Annotated in this window: 16 protein-coding genes and 1 rRNA gene (1 of these 17 only partly in view); 13 read left to right on the top strand and 4 right to left on the bottom strand. The window is 41.6% G+C overall.

Annotation, left to right across the window (positions count from 1 at the left end):
- Nucleotides 1-187 precede the first annotated feature (187 nt).
- The gene (locus IGI82_RS12745; protein WP_156237008.1) at nt 188-847 is read right to left on the bottom strand and encodes an Ltp family lipoprotein; all 660 of its coding nucleotides are present in this window, start codon (nt 845-847) and stop codon (nt 188-190) included.
- 228 nt (nt 848-1,075) lie between these two features.
- Here IGI82_RS12745 and IGI82_RS12740 point away from each other — a divergent pair, with 228 nt between their 5' ends.
- Nucleotides 1,076-1,264, top strand: coding sequence for a hypothetical protein (locus tag IGI82_RS12740; protein WP_005229151.1), 189 nt, complete (start codon nt 1,076-1,078; stop codon nt 1,262-1,264).
- A gap of 59 nt (nt 1,265-1,323) precedes the next feature.
- Here the strand turns inward: IGI82_RS12740 and IGI82_RS12735 are convergent, their stop codons facing one another.
- Nucleotides 1,324-1,473, bottom strand: a complete 150-nt coding sequence (locus IGI82_RS12735) for a hypothetical protein (protein ID WP_005229155.1) — start codon at nt 1,471-1,473, stop codon at nt 1,324-1,326.
- Nucleotides 1,474-1,939: 466 nt separating this feature from the next.
- On the opposite strand from IGI82_RS12735, the gene asnB reads away from it, so the two are divergent.
- A complete protein-coding gene (asnB, locus tag IGI82_RS12730; RefSeq protein WP_010749664.1) occupies nt 1,940-3,835 on the top strand; it encodes an asparagine synthase (glutamine-hydrolyzing) in 1,896 nt (631 codons plus the stop codon).
- Between the two features lie 54 nt (nt 3,836-3,889).
- Here the strand turns inward: asnB and IGI82_RS12725 are convergent, their stop codons facing one another.
- A complete protein-coding gene (locus tag IGI82_RS12725) occupies nt 3,890-4,693 on the bottom strand; it encodes a Cof-type HAD-IIB family hydrolase (RefSeq protein WP_005229159.1) in 804 nt (267 codons plus the stop codon).
- Between the two features lie 261 nt (nt 4,694-4,954).
- Between IGI82_RS12725 and IGI82_RS12720 the strand changes: the two genes are divergently transcribed.
- Entirely contained in the window at nt 4,955-6,394 is a 1,440-nt protein-coding gene (locus IGI82_RS12720) for an NCS2 family permease (protein WP_005237180.1), read from the top strand.
- A gap of 101 nt (nt 6,395-6,495) precedes the next feature.
- Nucleotides 6,496-7,701 carry a multidrug efflux MFS transporter gene (locus tag IGI82_RS12715; protein WP_438842302.1) on the top strand — a complete coding sequence of 402 codons (1,206 nt, stop codon included), beginning with the start codon at nt 6,496-6,498 and terminating at the stop codon, nt 7,699-7,701.
- A gap of 47 nt (nt 7,702-7,748) precedes the next feature.
- On the opposite strand, the gene IGI82_RS12710 is transcribed toward IGI82_RS12715, so the two are convergent.
- Complete coding sequence (locus tag IGI82_RS12710; RefSeq protein WP_008377814.1) at nt 7,749-7,931, bottom strand: YjzD family protein; 183 nt, start codon at nt 7,929-7,931, stop codon at nt 7,749-7,751.
- A 147-nt stretch (nt 7,932-8,078) separates the two neighbouring features.
- Between IGI82_RS12710 and dnaE the strand changes: the two genes are divergently transcribed.
- The 9 genes from dnaE to IGI82_RS12665 all read left to right on the top strand — a co-directional run.
- On the top strand, nt 8,079-11,390 hold the full coding sequence (dnaE, locus tag IGI82_RS12705) for a DNA polymerase III subunit alpha (protein WP_438842301.1): 3,312 nt from the start codon (nt 8,079-8,081) through the stop codon (nt 11,388-11,390).
- Between the two features lie 161 nt (nt 11,391-11,551).
- Nucleotides 11,552-12,514 (top strand): 6-phosphofructokinase, encoded by a 963-nt coding sequence (pfkA, locus tag IGI82_RS12700; protein ID WP_005237177.1) that lies wholly within the window; start codon nt 11,552-11,554, stop codon nt 12,512-12,514.
- Nucleotides 12,515-12,598: 84 nt separating this feature from the next.
- Nucleotides 12,599-14,383: a pyruvate kinase gene (pyk, locus tag IGI82_RS12695; RefSeq protein WP_008377816.1), complete on the top strand. Its 1,785-nt coding sequence runs from the start codon at nt 12,599-12,601 to the stop codon at nt 14,381-14,383.
- Nucleotides 14,384-14,578: 195 nt separating this feature from the next.
- Complete coding sequence (locus tag IGI82_RS12690) at nt 14,579-15,139, top strand: YceD family protein (RefSeq protein ID WP_016619881.1); 561 nt, start codon at nt 14,579-14,581, stop codon at nt 15,137-15,139.
- Nucleotides 15,140-15,195: 56 nt separating this feature from the next.
- Complete coding sequence (rpmF, locus tag IGI82_RS12685; RefSeq protein ID WP_005229191.1) at nt 15,196-15,375, top strand: 50S ribosomal protein L32; 180 nt, start codon at nt 15,196-15,198, stop codon at nt 15,373-15,375.
- A gap of 184 nt (nt 15,376-15,559) precedes the next feature.
- Nucleotides 15,560-16,981, top strand: coding sequence for an NADP-dependent phosphogluconate dehydrogenase (gndA, locus tag IGI82_RS12680; RefSeq protein ID WP_005229192.1), 1,422 nt, complete (start codon nt 15,560-15,562; stop codon nt 16,979-16,981).
- Between the two features lie 139 nt (nt 16,982-17,120).
- The gene (locus IGI82_RS12675; RefSeq protein WP_005229193.1) at nt 17,121-17,807 is read left to right on the top strand and encodes a response regulator transcription factor; all 687 of its coding nucleotides are present in this window, start codon (nt 17,121-17,123) and stop codon (nt 17,805-17,807) included.
- Nucleotides 17,808-17,821: 14 nt separating this feature from the next.
- The gene (locus IGI82_RS12670) at nt 17,822-19,327 is read left to right on the top strand and encodes a HAMP domain-containing sensor histidine kinase (protein ID WP_034696083.1); all 1,506 of its coding nucleotides are present in this window, start codon (nt 17,822-17,824) and stop codon (nt 19,325-19,327) included.
- Between the two features lie 614 nt (nt 19,328-19,941).
- Nucleotides 19,942-20,716, top strand: a 16S ribosomal RNA gene (locus tag IGI82_RS12665) (it continues 785 nt past the right edge of the window).

The following is a 20,716-nucleotide window of genomic DNA, read 5'->3' as shown; positions in this document are numbered from 1 at the left end:
TATCTTTTGAGATAGGCTTTTTTGTTTGTTGTGGGCAGAAAAATGGGCCGAGAAGCTAACTGACTGCCGAGTTTGCTCGATGACCATCTGAAAAACCCTCAGCTTACACTCAATCGGGAAATCAACAGAAATGTACGCCAATTCGCTGGACCCTTTTTTCTTGTGGTGCGGCAACAAACGAAAAGAATCAATCGGGCAAACGCGCTAAGGCGTATTCAATTTGTTCAGAAGTAAAGCCTTCATAGGAAAGTTGGTTCGCTACACGCTCATCTGATAAGGATAAATTTTGCGAGTAGCGAATTGCTTTTTTCAAAGCTTGCTCGTTCCAATCGGCATCCACGGTGGCTACGGCAAAGTCTGCTGCGCTCTCAGAAAAATCTTCATAGAGTAATTGACGTTTCAAGCTCGACTGAGAAAACGCATTGCTGGATAAGTATCTTTCTGCACGATTCAGTGCATTTCTTTCTTCACGAGAAAGTTGAGGTGTATGTTGCTCATTGTTTGCGGGTTCTTCTTGTTGCGCGCTGCTTGCTTCGTTGTTGCCAGCTGTTTGTTCTCCTTGTGGTTGTTCCATGGAAGCAGTGGCATCGCCAAAGGATTCATTTTTCCTTGCTTCGTTACGTAAAGAAAGGCTTAATTGGGCAATGATGCTATCGAAAGACGTCACATCTTGGTAGAAGGACAAGCCACCATACGAAAACAAGACAATAAAGGCGGAAGCGACAATGAGAAAAACATTTCGATCTCGTTTGTTTTTTTGAGTTATCAACCCAATATAAAATAAGATAATGCCAAAAATGAAACCGATCAAACCGATAAAAAACAAACCAGCGAAAAATGTAGCCATAAGCATCCCTCCTAAGAAAACAGTTTCCTAAAGTTAATAGTACTATGTCTGGAATCAGAAAACAGATTTGTCTTTTCATGAATAGAGGAAAAGAATGATTTGACAAATGTAACGTGTATGCTATTAATGGATCATTCATATGTATTAAAGAAGTGACGCTCAAGAATTACTGGTAAAATCGCTAGTAAACGAAATGAAAGTACAGTTGTATCAGTAGGAGGGAAGAAGATGGATTTTCAAGAAAAAGATTACTTTATGCGTTACACAAAAGTTGCGGCACAGGGATTGAGCAAATTTATTACGCAAGGATCTGTTGATGAAATCTTACAGCTAGATGAACAGCAAAGTGGACAGAAGCAAGAAGCGGATACTGCAAAAGACAAAAGCGAGCCAAAAAACAAGAAAGCACCTAGCTAATTTTTTCCTTAGCGAGGTGCTTTCAGTACGAATCGGTATCCTTCATTTGGATAAACTCCTTATGCAGTTTTTTTCAATTCTTGTACAGCTTGCTCGATCGTAATTCCAGTCGCAAAATGATTCGCATCTTTTTTATCGAAAACGATAAATAAATTCAATTTGGTATCCAGAGTTACACGATATTGTAGATCTGTGTTATAGAATGTCATAGTCATTCTCCTTTCTTAAAACTTGTCATTGAAAGGCAACGGTTAGTTGATAACGAAATTCCATAGTTAGAATAACACTTTTTTTCACATTCGTCCAATAAAACTATCAAACGAACGAATCTGACTGATCCTTTTCAAGAAATCAATGCCTGAGAATGGCAGCCAAAGAAGTTTCCTGGAGTCAGTAAATTCGGGAAAAGTATCTTTGTATATTTTCAGAAAAATAGAATTCATAAAAAATTTCTTAAGAATTTTGAGGATAGCTATTTTCTTAGATAACAAATTTGTAAGATTGAGAGTATGAGATGGTTGGAAACCTTGATATCATAAGGTTTGTCTCCAAATTATGTTTTGTGCAAAAATATATTGATTGTATTTTTTTGAAAAAGAGATCGTATCTCTTGAATTCTATGGTATGATTTACTTTAGAAAAATGAAAATGGATTATGAAAACGGATGTGAAAATATGTGCGGAATTGTCGGCTTTGTCAATTCAAAAGACCAAAAAGAAATCATTATTGAACGCATGATGGACCGGATCGTTCATCGCGGACCAAACAGTTCAGGAAAATTTACCGACGACCAAGTAGCGTTAGGGTTTCGTCGTTTATCGATCATCGACTTAGAAGGTGGCTCACAACCGATTTTTAACGAGGATCGAACAAAAGTCATTATTTTTAATGGGGAAATCTATAATTTTCAAGTGTTGCGGGAAGAATTGATCCAAGCGGGTCATGTTTTTTCTACCCATGCGGATACCGAAGTAGTCTTACATGGCTATGAGGAGTGGGGCATTGATGTTTTGCAGCGCCTGCGGGGAATGTTTGCTTTTGCCATCTGGGATACTCAAAAACAAGAGCTTTTCGGCGCACGGGATCACTTTGGGATCAAACCATATTACTATGCGCAAATGAATGGCAGTTTTATGTTTGGTTCTGAAATCAAGAGCTTTTTGCCTCATCCAGATTTCAAGAAAGAGTTGAACCAAGAGGCGTTGAAACCTTATTTGACGTTTCAATACTCGCCTTTGAACGGAGAAACCTTCTTTAAAGGCGTTCATCGTTTGCAAGAAGGGCATTATTATTTGTTTAATGAACAGGGATTGACGATCAAGCAGTATTGGGATGCAGATTTTTCAGTGAAAGAAAATCATTCAAGAGAAGAATGGGTCGACAAAATCGATCAAGCAGTCCAGGAATCAATTGCCGCTCATCAAATCAGTGATGTTGAAGTCGGCTCATTTTTATCCAGTGGTGTCGATTCAAGTTACGTAGCTTCTGTCTTGCGACCAGATCGCTCGTTTTCAATCGGGTTCGATGACAAAACCTACAACGAAGCGATCGAGGCCCGCAAATTGACGGAAAAACTTGGTTTGAACAACACAGCAGCGGTCATCGATGGTGAAATGTCCTTTGAGGCATTCCCGTTGATTCAGTATCACTTGGACGAACCAGATTCTAACCCAAGCTGTGTCCCTTTGTACTTTTTAGCCAATCTGGCAGCACAGCAAGTGCGAGTCGTTCAATCTGGGGAAGGGGCAGATGAATTATTTGCCGGTTATGCTGCTTATGGCTTCCACACAAACTCTAAAGCGGTGCGCGTTTTTGCCCAAGGGTTGAAAAAATTGCCACAAAACATCCGCTTTCGTTTGGGACGTCAAATCGGCAAAATGAAAAACTTCCATGGTCGAATCCATCTTTATGAAGCCACGGCACCTGCCCAAGACTTCTTTATCGGGCAAGCACTGGTCTTTGAAGAAGAGGAAGCATTGCAGCTTTTAAAACCAACGTATCAAAAAGGACCCTCTGTTGCTGAAATCGTTGCGCCTCATTACGAGAAAGTCAATGGTCTCAAAGACGAGGTCAATAAGATGCAATATTTAGATCTTCATCAGTGGATGCCGAAGGATATCTTGTTAAAAGCAGACAAAATGTCCATGGCGAGTTCCTTGGAATTACGTGTTCCTTTATTGGATATCGAGATGCAGAAGTTGTCGCAAACGATCCCGACGAAATATTTGATCAATCAAAACAACACCAAAGATGTGTTTCGACAAGCGTCAAACCGTCATTTGCCAAAAGAGTGGGCAAACCGTGAAAAACTCGGCTTTCCTGTACCTATCAAGGCATGGCTGAAAGAAGGAACAGGGTATGAAGCAGTCAAGAGCCTTTTTGAGTCAGACTTTGCGGCAACCTTCTTCGATCAAACAGCAATTTTACAAATGCTTGAAGACCATCGCCAAGGAAAACCGAATCTTCAGCGAAAAATCTGGACGATCTTTACGTTCTTGACCTGGTATAAAGTATTCTTTATTGATGAATCGATTCCAGAAGCCAAAGAAATCGTTTATGAAACACTTTGATTTGAATATGGCAGCAAAAAAAAAGCTGATGCGGACATCCCGCATCGGCTTTTTTTATAGACCTAAATATTTTTCCAAGTAATCGACCATGCCATCTTCCGCATTGGTTTTGTCGGTAACATCATTGGCGATCGATTTTAATTGTTGCGTGCCATTCGCCATGGCAACGCCCCAGCCCGCATAATCTAGCATCTCCAAATCGTTGTGTTCATCACCAAAAGCGATGATATCTTGTCGATCCAAAGACAAAGAATCCGCGATCACCGAAAGACCAAGTGCTTTATGGACCCCTTTTGGTACGATCTCTAAGATAGCTTGAGGTCCGCCCCATGTTCGAACATCGACCGCATCGTCGAATTGATCCTTGATACGTAAAGAAACAGATTCTGCTAATTCATTTTCGGTTTTCACCAGTAATGAAGTGGGGTCCGTTTTTAAATTTGCTAATAGATTTTTTTCGGAAGCATTGCCCGAAAAGAAAAAGTGCTGATCAAATCCGCTTAGGTCGTCAATGAAAAAGGTTTCGCGATTTTCTGCTGCCACAAACGTCAGCCCCAGCTGCTCTTTTTGCGCCATGAGCTCAAACGCAATTTCTCGAGAGATCGAGTGCTCCATTTCATTTGCCCAGACTTGTCGAGGTTTATGGACTAACCCACCGTTAAAATTGACCATTGGTGTTGTGAGCGCCAATTCTTTATAGAATTGATCGCTCATACGAAAAGGTCTTCCTGTAGCGATGGTAACAAAGTGTCCCGCTTTGGTGGCGCGAACCAGTACCTCACGTGTGCGAGGGGAAAGTTGGGATTCAGTATTTAAGGTTGTGCCATCTAAATCAATGGCGATGATTTTTGGTTTCAAAAGACTCGCTCCATTCTCTTATGGTAGTGGCTTAAGTGTAACATATTTCTGTCATTTCACAATACAAGTAAGTTTTCGATAAGTTTTCATAATATTTACAAAGCAAAACACGAACATTAAACGTTTTTGGTTCGTTTTATTCGGAAAAAGGTTTGAAAAGCGAAAGTTATTCCCTTATAATTTGTAATTGTTCGATGAAAAGCGCAATTATTCATTTTTTCTTTTCATAGAAACGATTAAAGTTCAGGAGTGAAACATAACATGGAAAAGTTTTTCAAATTAAAGGAGAATAAAACGACGGTTTCCACAGAAGTGATGGCTGGGGTCACCACCTTTTTCGCGATGAGTTATATTTTGTTTGTGAATCCGACGATTTTATCTGCTGCAGGCATGCCGTTTCAAGCTGTTTTCTTAGCAACGATCATCGCTTCAGTGATTGGTACCCTGATCATGGGCTTATTTGCAAATGTGCCTTACGCGCAAGCACCTGGAATGGGCCTTAATGCATTCTTCACCTTTACCGTCGTTTTTGGTTTGGGGTATACGTGGCAGCAAGCATTAGCGATGGTTTTCATCTGCGGCTTGATCAACATTTTTATCACGGTCACTCGTATCAGAAAAATGATCATCCATGCGATTCCAGAAAGCATGCAGCATGCAATTGGCGGCGGGATCGGGATCTTTGTGGCTTATGTAGGGATCAAAAATGCCAACTTGCTAAACTTCAGTGCAGACACTGCCGCAGTGACTGGTTCAGTTGTCGACGGTGAGACGATCGTGAGTGCCAATTTTAATGGGGGGATCGTCCCAGCTTTGGCGAATTTCAATAATGCACCTGTTTTGTTAGCAGTGATTGGTTTAGTAGTGACTACTTTATTAGTGGTGAAAAATGTTCGTGGGGCAATTATTTTTGGTATTTTAGGAACGACGATCATCGGTATTTTGATGGGTGTGGTGGATTTAAGTGCCATTGATTGGCACGGGAATTCATTAGGAAGTTCCATCAGCGAACTAGGCATCACATTTGGCGCTGCGTTTGGCTCTGAAGGAATGGGCTCACTATTCAGTGATTCTGCCAAAATCCCTCAAGTAATTATGACGATTTTAGCGTTTAGCTTATCAGATGTCTTTGATACGATCGGTACCTTTATCGGGACTGGACGTCGTACAGGGATCTTTTCGAAAAAAGATGAAGAAGCGGTTGAAAACAGTAACGGGTTGAACACGAAGATGGATAAAGCCCTTTTTGCAGATGCCGTAGCCACTTCTGTAGGTGCCATCGTAGGGACCTCAAACACAACGACTTATGTGGAATCAGCAGCTGGTATCGGTGCTGGTGGACGCACGGGCTTGACTTCTGTTGTAGTGGCAGCACTCTTTGCGATCAGCAGTATCTTTTCTCCACTGATCTCCATCGTTCCCGCACAAGCGACAGCACCAGCGTTGATCTTAGTTGGGGTAATGATGATGGCTTCGTTTGCAGACATCAAGTGGACCGATCTAGAAGAAGCAGTTCCCGCTTTCTTCGCGTCTATTTTTATGGGCTTGTCTTACAGTATTTCCAATGGGATCGCTGTTGGTTTCATTTTCTACGCATTAGTGAAAGTAGTGAAAGGAAAAGCCAACGAAGTGTCTCCGATCATCTGGGTCGTCAATGCGTTGTTTATCCTAAACTTTGTCATTTTGGCTTTGATCAGTTAAGTTTAATGAAGAAAATCTTTCTGTATGTTACCTGCAGAAAGATTTTTTTATTTGATTATTACGCACGATACGGTATAGTATTTGTGAAAGAAGGTTTGTAAATGAAGATTGATTGGAAACGAAATCTACTGATTTCATGGGTAGGTTGTTTTTTTACGGGTGCCAGTTTTAGTCTTGTCATGCCATTCATTCCCTTATATATAGAAGAGTTAGGCGCTCCAGAGAGTCAAATTGAGTTGTTTTCTGGATTAGCAATCTCAGTAACGGCGTTTGCGGCGGCTATCATTGCTCCAGTATGGGGAAATCTAGCAGATCAAAAAGGTCGTCGCTTAATGATGATTCGCGCGGCTGCGGGGATGACAGTGACGATGGGGTCTTTGGCTTTTGTACCGAATGTCTATTGGTTGTTGATCATGCGTTTCTTTACCGGAATTTTATCGGGGTATATTCCCAATGCGACTGCATTGATTGCTTCGCAGGCGCCTCGAGAAAAAAGCGGTTGGGCGCTTGGGACATTGGCTACAGGAGCCATCGCAGGGAATTTGATCGGTCCATCGATGGGTGGGGCGTTGGCGCAATGGTTCGGCATGAAAAATGTTTTTATCATTACTGGTGTTGTGCTGCTAATTACGCTCTTGCTTACGATTTTTCTCGTTCAAGAAGATTTTGAGCCGGTTGAAAAGGGCGATTTGCTGTCCATCAAAGAAATTTTTGGTCAAATCAAAAATATGCAGTTGCTTGTCGGTTTGTTTATTACGTCACTGATTTTACAGCTAGGTGTAACGAGTATCAGCCCGATCCTTACATTGTATATTCGTGATCTAAGCGGGAACAGTGGCAATATTTTGTTTGTCAGCGGATTGATCGTCTCTGTTGCTGGTGTTTCGGCAATCATCTCTTCGCCATTTTTAGGCAAAATCGGTGATCGTTACGGCAATCACAAAGTATTGTTAGGCGGTTTATTGCTGTCATTTTTATGTTTCATTCCGATGGGCTTTGTCTCCACACCGTTTCAGTTGGGCGTGCTGCGCTTCTTGCTTGGTTTTTCGACAGGTGCGTTGATGCCGTCGATCAACACACTGATCAGCAAGATCACCCCGATGGAAGGGGTCAGCCGCATCTACAGCTACAACCAAATGTTCTCTAACTTTGGACAAGTGTTAGGTCCGATGGTCGGCTCAACGGTGGCAGCTGGCTTTGGTTATCCCGCCGTCTTTTGGGTAACTAGCGGGTTTGTACTGATCAATATTTTTATCTCAGGATTTAATTTCCGTAAAAGCTTGCGTAAAACGGACATCAGTGAATAGTTGAAAAGAAAAAAAAACCAGTTACAATAAAGGTAACTGGTTTTTTTTTAATGGCTTGTCTTTTCAGGCGCTGGTGCGATAATACCAACAAGAATGATCACCACACCTGTGACCAAAGAGATGATTGAAGTTAATTGAAAATCATAAGTTGCTCCAGCAAGTGAGCTGCCTAGATAGCCAACGACTTGACCTAATACAAAAGTCCAAAATAAAGTGACTAAGTAACGCATGACGACACCTCTTTTCTGCGTATCTTCCATTTCGACTTTAGTTTATCACAAAAATATTTATTGTAAAGATTTTCACTTTTTCATTTTGTTTTTCAAATCTAATTACTAGCAGAAAGAAAGAGAATTTTCATTTTTGGAGGGATTTCAATGTATTCACAGCTCACCACCTTAAGCGCCTATTCGTTGCTGCAAAGTACGATCAAAATTCCTCACTATATAGAGCAAGCCAAAAAGATGGGCTATCAGACGTTGGGTCTGACCGATCATAATGTTCTCTATGGCGCGGTCGAGTTTTATCAGCAATGCCTAGCACAGGGCATCAAGCCGATTTTTGGCGCTTTGTTCGACTGTACCTTCGGAGAGGGATCAATGTCCTTTCCGTTGTACGTATTTGCAAAAAACCTCAAGGGCTATCAAACCTTGATGCGTTTATCAAGTGAAAAAATGATCACCGAGCAGTTGAATTTGGCTGCTTGTGATTCTTTGCAGGACCTCTTTGGTTTGCTGCCTGAAGGCGAGGGATTTCTGCCTTCTCAGCACGATGATCTAGAAGCCAATCAAGAAGCACTGCGAGCAATCAGCCATAAATTTGATTCTGAGAGCTTGTTTTTAGGTATTACTAGCAAAGGGTTAGATCCAGAAACGATCGCTTGGTTTAACGAGCAAAACATTGCACCATGTGCGTATCAACCAATCGCGGCTTTAGCACAAGAAGAAGCCTTTGCAGTCAAAGTGATGACGCATATCAAAGAGGGCTCGCAAATTGAAGACTTTCGTCAGGCTAAAGAGCAAGGGGCTGCGCAGCTTTTTCTACAACCAGCAGACCAACTGACCGCGGCATTTGAAGAATGGTCGCAGGCATTGATGAATAATCAGCGGATTGCAGCTGAATGCGCCGTCGAGCTGCCGCTGCATCAGCGGCTGTTGCCTCATTACCCGCTACCAGCCGAAGAAAGCGCTGCGGACTATTTGCGGAAAATTTGTTTTGAGCGTCTGCCTCAGCGTGTTGCCCACGTTACATCGGCGTACGAACAGCGTTTGGATTATGAGTTGTCCGTCATCCATAAGATGGGCTTTGATGACTATTTCTTGATTATTTGGGACGTCATGGACTTTGCCCACCAACAAGAGATCGTTACCGGCGCTGGACGGGGATCGGCTGCTGGCGCACTGGTGGCATATGTTTTATCGATCACCGACGTAGATCCAATCAAATACGATCTTTTGTTTGAACGATTCTTGAATCCAGAACGTTACACGATGCCTGATATTGATTTAGACATTCCTGACAATCGCAGAGACGAGATTTTACAGTATGTGCGCCAAAAATACGGGCAAGAATATATGGCACAGATTGCGACGTTTGGCACCATGGCGGCCAAAATGGTTCTGCGAGATGTTTCTCGTGTCTTTGGTCTTTCGCAAAGTGAAGCCAATCGCTGGTCAAAAGCCATCCCCAGTGCCTTGAAAATGACCTTAGATCTTGCTTATGAACAATCCAATCAGCTGCGAGAATTGGTGTCGTTTAATGAGCGAAACCAAGTAATGTTTCAAGTCGCCAAAATTTTAGAAGGCTTGCCACGTCACGTATCGACTCATGCCGCTGGTGTGGTGATCAGTGACAAGAATTTGCTTGATCTGGTTCCCTTACAAGAAGGCAGCGATGGGATCTGGCTGACCCAATTTACCATGAATGACGTAGAAGCCATCGGCCTATTGAAGATGGACTTTTTAGGCTTGAGAAACTTATCGATCATTGATAATACCTTGAAAGGCATTAAACGAATCAGCCAACAAATCGTTACCCAAAAGGAGATTCCTCTTGATGATCCAGCAACATTGCGCTTGTTTCAAAAAGGCGAGACCGCAGGGATCTTCCAATTTGAATCAGCGGGGATACGCAATGTGCTGCGTAAGTTAGGACCAGAAAGCATCGAGGATATTGCCGCAGTCAATGCCTTGTATCGTCCAGGACCGATGCAAAATATCGATACCTTTATTAAGCGGAAAAAAGGACAAGAGCGTGTCTCTTATCCAGATGACAGCTTGATTCCGATTTTGCAAAACACTTACGGAATCATTGTCTACCAAGAGCAGATCATGCAGGTAGCTTCCAAAATGGCTGGTTTCAGCTTAGGACAAGCAGATATTTTGCGTCGAGCAATCAGTAAAAAGAAAAAAGACGTCTTGGATGAGGAACGTCGTCATTTTGTGCAAGGCGCCTTAGCCAATCAGTACGATGAAAAGACCGCCAATTTGGTCTATGACTATATCGAGCGGTTCGCCAATTATGGGTTTAATCGATCCCATGCGTTTGCCTATTCCTTTATCGGCTTTCAAATGGCCTATCTGAAGGTACACTATCCCGCACCATTTTTTGCTTCGATCCTACACTCGGTACGCAACACCGCCAGCAAAATGAAAGAATATTTAAATGAAGCCGCACGTTATGGCGTAGAAGTACTGCCGCCTTCGATCAATGCCAGTGGGTTTAGTTTTCAACTGCAAAATGAAAAACAAATTCGTTTTGGTTTCAGCAGTATCAAAGGAATCCGACGCGACATGATCCAAGACATTTTGGCAGAAAGAAAAGAGCATGGTAATTTCACGTCTATGGATCAATTTTTACTTCGCTTGAATCAGCGGAACAGCAAGTGGTTAAAGTTGGACTATTTATTGCCGCTTTTGAGCATCGGTGTATTCGATGTGATTGCGCCTAATCGAAAACAAGCATTGATCCAACTAGAAGGGAAAATCCAAAATATTACTTATAGTGGCGGCAGTTTGGATCTCTTAGAAACCATGGCTTTAAAAGAAGAAGCCGTTGCCGATTACAAACTGGAAGAGAAACTGGCTTTGGAAGAAGAATACTTAGGTGTTTATTTGTCTGGCCATCCCGTAGAACAGTTTCAAAAATTGCATCAATTAAAACAAATCACCGATATTGCCGATCTGGTTCCGAATGAACGGGTCCGCATCCTTTTGTATGTCCGCAAGATTCGGGAGATACGTACAAAAAAAGGCGAACAGATGGCATTTGTTGAAGGAACGGATGCTAGCAAAGAAGTTTCAGTAACGATTTTTCCCATCGTTTATCGACAAGTGCGTTCCTTGATCGAAGAAAATGCTGTTCTCTATATTGAAGGAAAGGTCGAGGTAAGTCGTTACAATGGTGAAATCCAACTCATTGCTGATAAAATAGACTTAGCAGAAAACGTTCAAAATAAAATTGCGCCACAAACTTGCTACTTAAAGATTTCTGCTGAAGCCGAAACGTCGCACCTGCAAGCATTGTCGAAGGAAATGAAGCAGCATCAAGGAAATATTCCAGTGGTGATGTTTTATGAAAGTAGTGGCAAAAAAGTGTTATTAGCAGAAGAAAACTGGGTAACGGATGAGCCGAACTTTGTCACACAACTGAAGGCATTATTAGGAAATGGAAATGTAATTTTCAAGTAATTTTCCGAAAACGATAATTCAACTTACACTTTTTTCAACTTTTTCCCACTATTTCAAGACATTTTCATGGAATAATGGTAGAATATGTCTCGTGGTTATTACTTGAAAACTAGCAAACAGGGGCTTCCCTAAACAAAATCTTTTGATGAGGTGAAAGAATAATGAAACGCATTGGAATTCTAACCAGTGGCGGCGATGCACCAGGAATGAACGCAGCGATTCGCGCAGTTGTCAGAAAGGGTATTTTTGACGGACTTGAAGTATATGGAATCAACTATGGCTATGCCGGACTAGTCGCAGGCGACATTCGTCGCTTAGATGTTGCTGATGTTGGTGACAAAATTCAACGTGGTGGAACATTCTTATATTCAGCACGTTATCCAGAATTTGCGACACAAGAAGGGCAATTAAAAGGAATCGAGCAATTAAAGAAATTTGGCATCGAAGGGCTAGTCGTGATTGGTGGAGATGGATCTTACCATGGTGCGATGGCACTTACTCGCCACGGTTTCCCAGCAATCGGGATTCCAGGAACGATCGATAACGACATTCCAGGAACAGATTTCACGATTGGTTTTGATACAGCGATCAATACTGTCTTAGAATCGATTGACCGTATCCGTGATACAGCGACATCACATGTCCGCACATTTGTGATCGAAGTAATGGGACGTGGTGCTGGCGATATCGCTTTATGGTCAGGTGTGGCCGGTGGTGCGGATGAAATCATCATCCCAGAACATGATTTTGACATGCAAGTTGTTGCTGATCGTATCCGTGAAGGACGCGACCGCGGGAAAAAACATTGCTTGATCGTTTTAGCCGAAGGCGTGATGGGCGGAAATGATTTTGCTGACAAACTTTCTGAATACGGCGATTTCCATACCCGTGTATCAATTCTAGGACACGTTGTCCGTGGTGGTTCACCAAGCGCTCGTGACCGTGTGTTAGCAAGTAAATTTGGTTCATATGCCGTTGAATTATTGCAACAAGGCAAAGGCGGTCTATGTATCGGTATCGAAAACAATGAAATGATTGCTTCTGATATTATCGAAACCCTTGAAAACAATCGTCACAAGCCAGATCTTAGCTTGTATAACTTGAACAAAGAAATCTCATTTTAAAGAGATTTTTTAGAGCAACGCAACAGTAATTTTGTAAAAAAAGCTTATTAGCTATTTTAAATAAATGAATAGGAGCGTTTAGTAATGAAAAAAACAAAGATCGTAAGTACATTAGGACCAGCAAGTAACAGTGTGGAAATTATTTCTCAACTGATTGAAGCCGGTGCGAATGTCTTCCGCTTTAACTTCTCTCATGGAGATCATGAAGAACAATTAGCGCGTATGACAATGGTTCGTGAAGCCGTGAAGAAAACTGGTAAAGATGTCGGTATCCTTTTAGATACAAAAGGTGCTGAAATCCGTACAACTGTACAAAATACGACAGAAGCTGACTTTGGTCGTGCTGGATACATCCAATTTAACGTTGGCGATGAAACACGCATTTCAATGGATCCAGAACACAAAGGAACAAAAGAAAAAATTGCTGTAACTTATCCTGGTTTATTTGAAGATGTTCATGTGGGCGGACACATCTTGTTTGATGATGGTTTGATCGACATGGAAATCAAAGAAAAAGACGAAGCAACCCGCGAATTAGTGGTTGTTGTTAAAAATGCTGGAATGTTAGGATCACGTAAAGGGGTCAACGCTCCTGGTGTATCAATCAGCTTACCTGGTATTACTGAAAAAGATGCAGAAGATATCCGTTTTGGTCTTGATAACGATATCGACTTCATTGCCGCTTCATTTGTACGTAAAGCGCAAGACGTTTTAGAGATTCGTGAAATTTTAGAAGAAAAAGACATGACTCATGTGCAAATCTTCTCTAAAATCGAATCACAAGAAGGTATCGATAATATCGATGAAATCATCAAAGTTTCTGATGGTATCATGGTTGCCCGTGGTGACATGGGTGTTGAGATCCCTGCTGAAGAAGTACCAATGGTTCAAAAGAGCATCATTAAAAAATGTAACGCTGCTGGTAAATCAGTTATCACAGCAACACAAATGTTAGAGTCAATGCAACAAAACCCACGTCCAACCCGTGCAGAAGCTTCTGACGTTGCCAATGCTGTCTTTGATGGTACCGATGCAACAATGCTTTCTGGTGAATCAGCAAACGGTGACTACCCTGTTGAGGCAGTAGCAACAATGGCACGGATCGACATTGAAGCTGAAAAAGCTTTATCAGAAAACAGCACATTCCAAATCAACCAATTCGATAAAACAGATGTAACAGAAACAATCGGTTTATCTGTTGCTCGTGCGGCGAAAAACCTAGGGGTAAAAACAATCGTTGCAGCGACTGAATCTGGCTACACTGCAAAAATGATCTCTAAATATCGTCCAGATGCTGACATTTTAGCTGTTACATTTGACGAACGTACAAAACGTGGCTTGATGCTTAACTGGGGTGTCTACCCAACCGTTGCTGAAAAACCATCAACAACTGATGAAATGTTTGAATTAGCAGCAAAACAAGCAGTTGATTTAGGTTTTGCTAAAGAAGGCGATCTAATCTTGATCACAGCCGGTGTTCCTGTTGGTGAACGCGGAACAACCAACGTCATGAAGATCCAATTGATCGGTTCAAAATTGCTTGAAGCGCAAGGGATTGGTGAAAAATCAGTTGTTGCCAATGCCGTGATCGCTCACAGTGCCGAAGAAGCAATTGCGAAAGCAAAAGATGGCATGATTTTAGTTGTACCAACAACAGATAAAGAATATATGCCAGCAATCGAAAAAGCAGCAGCTTTAGTTGTTGAAGATGGCGGCTTGACTTCTCATGCAGCAGTTGTCGGAATCGCGAAAGATCTACCAGTCATCGTTGGTGCCAAAGACGCAACAACAACCATCAAAGATGGCGAATTGGTTACTCTTGATTCTCGTCGCGGTATCGTTTATCGTGGAGAAACAACAGCGATCTAATGATTTTTAACGATTGATCAAGCAACAGGCAAGTGCACGTTGTGCGCTTCCTGTTGTTTTTTTGAGAGGGTCGAAATCCCTTGAGAAAGGGCATTAAAATGACACGATCAAAAATGAAAAAGGTGTCAAGAAAATTTCATTGACAAAGCCTCAGAAGCCCTGTATAATTGCTTTTGTTGCTTAGGGGTGATAAAAATGAAATGGTCTTTATTGGAATTAAAAAAATACCAAGAGACACCGCTGATGTTTGAAGAAACACTTGACTTAAAGAGTCAACTGATAAAACGCGATGGACAGATCATTGATTTGTCTCCTGTAAAAGTAAAAGGGCTGATGAGTGTTGATAAGCAAGGATACTTGCTGCACTATCAAGTAGAAACGACGATGACATTGCCATCTACTCGTTCTTTGACACCTGTAGCGATTCCTTTTGATTTTTCAGTGGATGAACACTTCATGACACCAGAGCAATTTCAGCGTCGCGATGAAATGATCGTCGAAGAAGAAGTTTTGATCGTTGAAGGTCAAACCATCAGCTTAGATGAATCTGTCGCTGATAACCTATTACTTGCGATTCCTTTGCAAGTCCTGACAGAAGAAGAAAAGCAAGGTTCAGCAATGCCATCTGGCAACGATTGGGCTGTTTTGTCAGAAGAAGACTTTGCAAATCAAAAAGAAGCGCAAGCTCAACAAGTTGATCCTCGTCTTGCAAAATTATCCGAATTATTCACTGAATCAGATGACGATAACGCGTAGGATTGGAATAAATTGCAGCCTCAAGGTTGCGTTCATTAACAAGGAGGTGTAGCAAAATGGCAGTACCAGCTAGAAAAACTTCGAAAGCGAAGAAAGCAAAACGTCGTACACATTACAAATTGACAATCAACGGTTTGAACGAATGTGCAAACTGTGGTGAAATGAAAAAAAGCCACCATGTCTGCTCAAACTGTGGTCATTACGATGGCAAAGACGTAGCAACAAAAGAAGCATAATTCCTTTTTTTCAGAAAGAGGATTCTAAAACCTTAGGCTAACCATGGAGCCTGAGGTTTTTTTGTTTTTTTGACGAATATGGAACTTTTCAGAAATATTTTTTGTCCAGCGAAAGAGAATAGTTCAAAAGCAGGTACATTTGCGCTATAATGAAAAAGATAATTGAATCTTAGGAGGATGAAAGATGACAAAACAACAAATCGGCGTTGTCGGTATGGCTGTTATGGGCAAAAACTTAGCGTTGAACATCGAAAGCCGCGGTTATTCAGTTGCCTTATTTAACCGTACTGGTTCAAAGACAGAAGAAGTAGTAAAAGAACATCCAGATAAAAATTTTAAAGCAACCTATACGATAGAAGAATTTGTTCAATCTATTGAAAAACCACGTCGTATTTTATTAATGGTAAAAGCAGGATTTGCGACAGATGCAACGATCCAAGAATTATTGCCTCATCTAGACAAAGGCGATATTTTGATCGATGGCGGAAATACCTTCTTTAAAGATACGGTTCGTCGTAACGAAGAGTTGGCAAACTCAGGAATCAACTTTATCGGTACAGGTGTATCTGGTGGGGAAGAGGGCGCCTTGAAAGGTCCTTCGATCATGCCAGGAGGACAAAAAGAAGCGTATGAATTGGTTGCGCCAATCTTGGAACAAATTTCTGCAAAAGCCGAAGATGGAACACCTTGTGTGACTTATATTGGACCAAACGGTGCAGGCCATTACGTAAAAATGGTTCATAATGGGATCGAGTATGGCGACATGCAGCTGATTGCGGAGTCTTATGACTTGATGCAAAACATTTTAGGTCTATCTGTTGATGAAATGGCTGATATCTTTGCCGAATGGAATAAAGGTGAATTGGATAGCTACCTAATTGAGATCACAGCGGATATCTTGACACGTAAAGATGATCAAGGAACAGGCAAACCGATCGTTGATGTGATCTTAGATGCTGCAGGCAATAAAGGAACTGGGAAATGGACGAGCCAAAGTGCCTTAGATCTAGGTGTTCCATTGCCATTGATCACTGAATCTGTTTTTGCTCGCTATATCTCAGCTTACAAAGAAGAACGGGTCAATGCCAGCAAAGTATTACCGAAACCAGAAGCGGTTGCTTTTGAAGGAAACAAAGAAGAATTTATCAATAAGATCCGTGAAGCCTTATACTTCAGTAAAATCATGAGCTATGCACAAGGCTTCGCGCAATTACGTACAGCATCAAAAGAGTACGATTGGGATCTTCCTTTTGGTGAGATTGCCAAAATTTGGCGTGCAGGCTGTATCATCCGTGCGCAATTTTTACAAAAAATCACGGATGCTTATGACAAGAACGCTGACATCGAAAACTTATTATTAGATGATTACTTCAAAGACATCACCAAACGCTATCAATCTTCTGTACGTGAAGTAGTTGCGCTAGCTGTCCAAGCGGGTGTCCCTGTGCCGACGTTCTCTTCTGCGATCGCGTACTTTGATTCGTATCGTTCTGATCGTTTGCCAGCGAACTTGATCCAAGCACAACGGGATTACTTCGGCGCGCATACGTATGAACGGACAGATAAAGAGGGAATTTTCCATTATTCATGGTATGACGAAGCGTAAGCTTCAAGAGAATTCAAAAGAGAAAGGCCGAAAGTGAGAACTTTCGGTCAATCTCTTTTTTATTTTTTAGATACATGATAAAATAAGACAGATAATGTCTATTTTAAAGGCAGAATAATCAATAAAGGGGCTATCAATAATGAGTAATATTCTAATCATTGAAGATGAAAAGAACTTAGCTCGATTTGTGGAATTAGAATTGAAGCATGAAGGGTATAATACCGAAGTTCATTACAACGGACGGACGGGACTGGATGCTGCGCTGAATAATGAATGGGATGCAATCTTATTGGATCTAATGCTTCCAGAGCTAAATGGGTTAGAAGTTTGCCGACGTGTGCGTCAATCGAAGAACACCCCGATCATCATGATGACCGCGAGAGATTCTGTGATTGATCGAGTATCAGGTTTGGATCATGGTGCTGATGATTATATTGTGAAGCCTTTTGCAATTGAAGAATTGCTGGCACGCTTACGTGCGTTGCTTCGCCGTATCGATATCGAAGGGGACAAAAACGTCGCAAAACAAACCACGATCACTTACCGCGATCTAACGATTGAAAAAGAAAACCGTGTCGTTCGACGTGGAACAGATGTCATTGAACTAACAAAACGCGAATATGAGCTATTGTTGACTTTAATGGAAAACGTCAATGTCGTTTTAGCCAGAGATGTTTTATTAAACAAAGTCTGGGGCTATGAGACAGAAGTTGAAACCAACGTTGTCGATGTTTACATCCGCTACTTACGAAATAAAATTGATGTGCCAGGGGAGGAAAGCTATATCCAAACCGTTCGTGGTACAGGTTATGTGATGCGGTCGTGAACCTTAAAAAAAGAATGAAAAAATTAAAAGAACTGAAGGGGCCTTCTTTAACTGTAAAGTGGGCCTTCGCAAGTTCTTTCTTTATATTCGTCGTATTTACGATCTTTGCTGTGATCACCTATAAAACGTCGGTGAATTTGATCGTCGCTAAAGAAGAAAACAATGTGGAGCGAACGATGTCAGAGGTCGCTTCTCGTTTAGCCAATTCGGATCAAGAACTAACATTGGTTCGAACATATCGTAATTTAACCAAAAATGATGCGGGGACGACGAGCATTTATGATCGCACTTCAACGATCGATGGCAACTTAATGAAAATCGATTCCTTTATTTCGGAATTAGGCCAAGCGCCGTTGAGCTTGTTTGTTTATAATTTGAATGAGGATCTTGTGTTTAAAACCCATGAAAATGATTTAGCACTGATCGACACGCAGCGCAAAGCCCCAACCATCGTAACGCTGGATGGTATCACAGGCTTTCTCTCGATCCAACCCATCTATTCAAAAGGCACCAGAGAGCGGATTGGCTATGCACAAACATTTTATGAATTGACTTCTTTTTACGAAATACGCAGCAAACTGCTGCTGACTTTGATTATCTTAGAAGTCGTTTCTCTGATTCTTAGTAGTGTGCTTGGGTTCTTTTTATCAGCGTATTTCCTTCAGCCGTTAAAGGTCTTGCGAGATACGATGGAAACCGTTCGGAAAAACCCACAGTCAACGGTGCATATGCCAGAATTAAATACGAACGATGAACTGTCTGATTTAGCAGATATCTTTAACGAAATGCTGGATCGCATGCGCCTATACATTGAACAGCAAGAGCGATTCGTCGAAGACGTTTCTCATGAGTTGCGAACGCCTGTGGCGATCATTGAAGGACATATGAATCTGTTGCAGCGTTGGGGAAAAGACGATCCAGAGATTTTGGATGAGTCTCTGGCAGCCAGTATGCAAGAGATCAGTCGGATGAAGACGCTAGTACAGGAAATGTTGGATCTCTCAAGAGCGGAACAAGTGGATGTTCATTATGCAAATGAAACAACCAATGCAAAAGAAGTTGTCTATCAAGTCTTCAATAACTTTAAAATACTGTATCCGGATTTTGTTTTTACATTGGATGATGACTTATACCATGAGTTGAAGCTGAAAATCTATCGCAATCATTTTGAACAGATCATTATTATTGTCTTGGATAACGCAGTGAAATATTCCACTGATCGAAAAGAAGTTCATCTATCCATTTCGTTGGATCGGCAATCCTTTGAAATTGCCATTCAAGACTTTGGTGAGGGAATCTCCAAAGAAGACCTCGACAAGATCTTTAATCGTTTCTATCGGGTAGATAAAGCCCGTGCTAGAACCAAAGGCGGAAACGGGCTAGGGCTCTCTATTGCGAAACAGTTATTGGAAAGCTATAAAGGAAAAATTTCAGCAGAGAGTGTCATCGGTCAAGGAACGATCTTTCGAATCTATATACCGATCGTTCAATCAGAAGATCGGACGAAAAGAGAACGTTAGGCGAAAAGCTTAAGTTCTCTTTTTTTATCCATTAATGATAGATTTAGCCGCAAAATACTTCTTATAAACGAACGTTCGAATCGTTTGACAATGAATAATTCGCTTATAAAAATAGTTGCCAAAAAGCCTATTTTTTTAGTTGATTTTTCCTTTAAGAATTGCTATATTATTACTTGTCCTTGTTAAGGCATTTGTAACAAACACTGATTGATCTTTTTTGAAATTAGTTGTTGACGAAACATTTTACAAGTGTTATTATAACAAAGTCGAAAAAATATCATCTCTGAAAAACCTAATAAATCAAAAAAACTTTTCAAAAAAGTGTTTGACATATAACGGTTGAGATGGTAAGATAAAAAAGTCGCTGAGGTTAAGAAAGAAGTTAAATAACAACTTCTTGAAAAAAACTTTTAAAAAAGAGTTGACAAACAAACGTCGCTCTGGTATGATATAAAAGTTGCTAACACAGCACGGTAGACCTTTGAAAACTGAACAAAGCAAGCAAACGAACCAATGTGTAGGACGTTTCAATTTATTGAAACAAATACATGCAAGCAATAGCTAGCAAAGTTAATTTTTATGAGCTTAATGACCGTATGGTCATTCAAACAAATCATTATGAGAGTTTGATCCTGGCTCAGGACGAACGCTGGCGGCGTGCCTAATACATGCAAGTCGAACGCTTTTTCTTTCACCGGAGCTTGCTCCACCGAAAGAAAAAGAGTGGCGAACGGGTGAGTAACACGTGGGTAACCTGCCCATCAGAAGGGGATAACACTTGGAAACAGGTGCTAATACCGTATAACACTATTTTCCGCATGGAAGAAAGTTGAAAGGCGCTTTTGCGTCACTGATGGATGGACCCGCGGTGCATTAGCTAGTTGGTGAGGTAACGGCTCACCAAGGCAACGATGCATAGCCGACCTGAGAGGGTGATCGGCCACACTGGGACTGAGACACGGCCCAGACTCCTACGGGAGGCAGCAGTAGGGAATCTTCGGCAATGGACGAAAGTCTGACCGAGCAACGCCGCGTGAGTGAAGAAGGTTTTCGGATCGTAAAACTCTGTTGTTAGAGAAGAACAAGGATGAGAATAAAATGTTCATCCCTTGACGGTATCTAACCAGAAAGCCACGGCTAACTACGTGCCAGCAGCCGCGGTAATACGTAGGTGGCAAGCGTTGTCCGGATTTATTGGGCGTAAAGCGAGCGCAGGCGGTTTCTTAAGTCTGATGTGAAAGCCCCCGGCTCAACCGGGGAGGGTCATTGGAAACTGGGAGACTTGAGTGCAGAAGAGGAGAGTGGAATTCCATGTGTAGCGGTGAAATGCGTAGATATATGGAGGAACACCAGTGGCGAAGGCGGCTCTCTGGTCTGTAACTGACGCTG

Source organism: Enterococcus sp. AZ067, from assembly GCF_051715005.1.
GTDB lineage: Bacteria > Bacillota > Bacilli > Lactobacillales > Enterococcaceae > Enterococcus_D > Enterococcus_D casseliflavus.
Note: the sequence above shows the minus strand (reverse complement) of the source record. Positions and strands in the feature narration are given on the sequence as shown.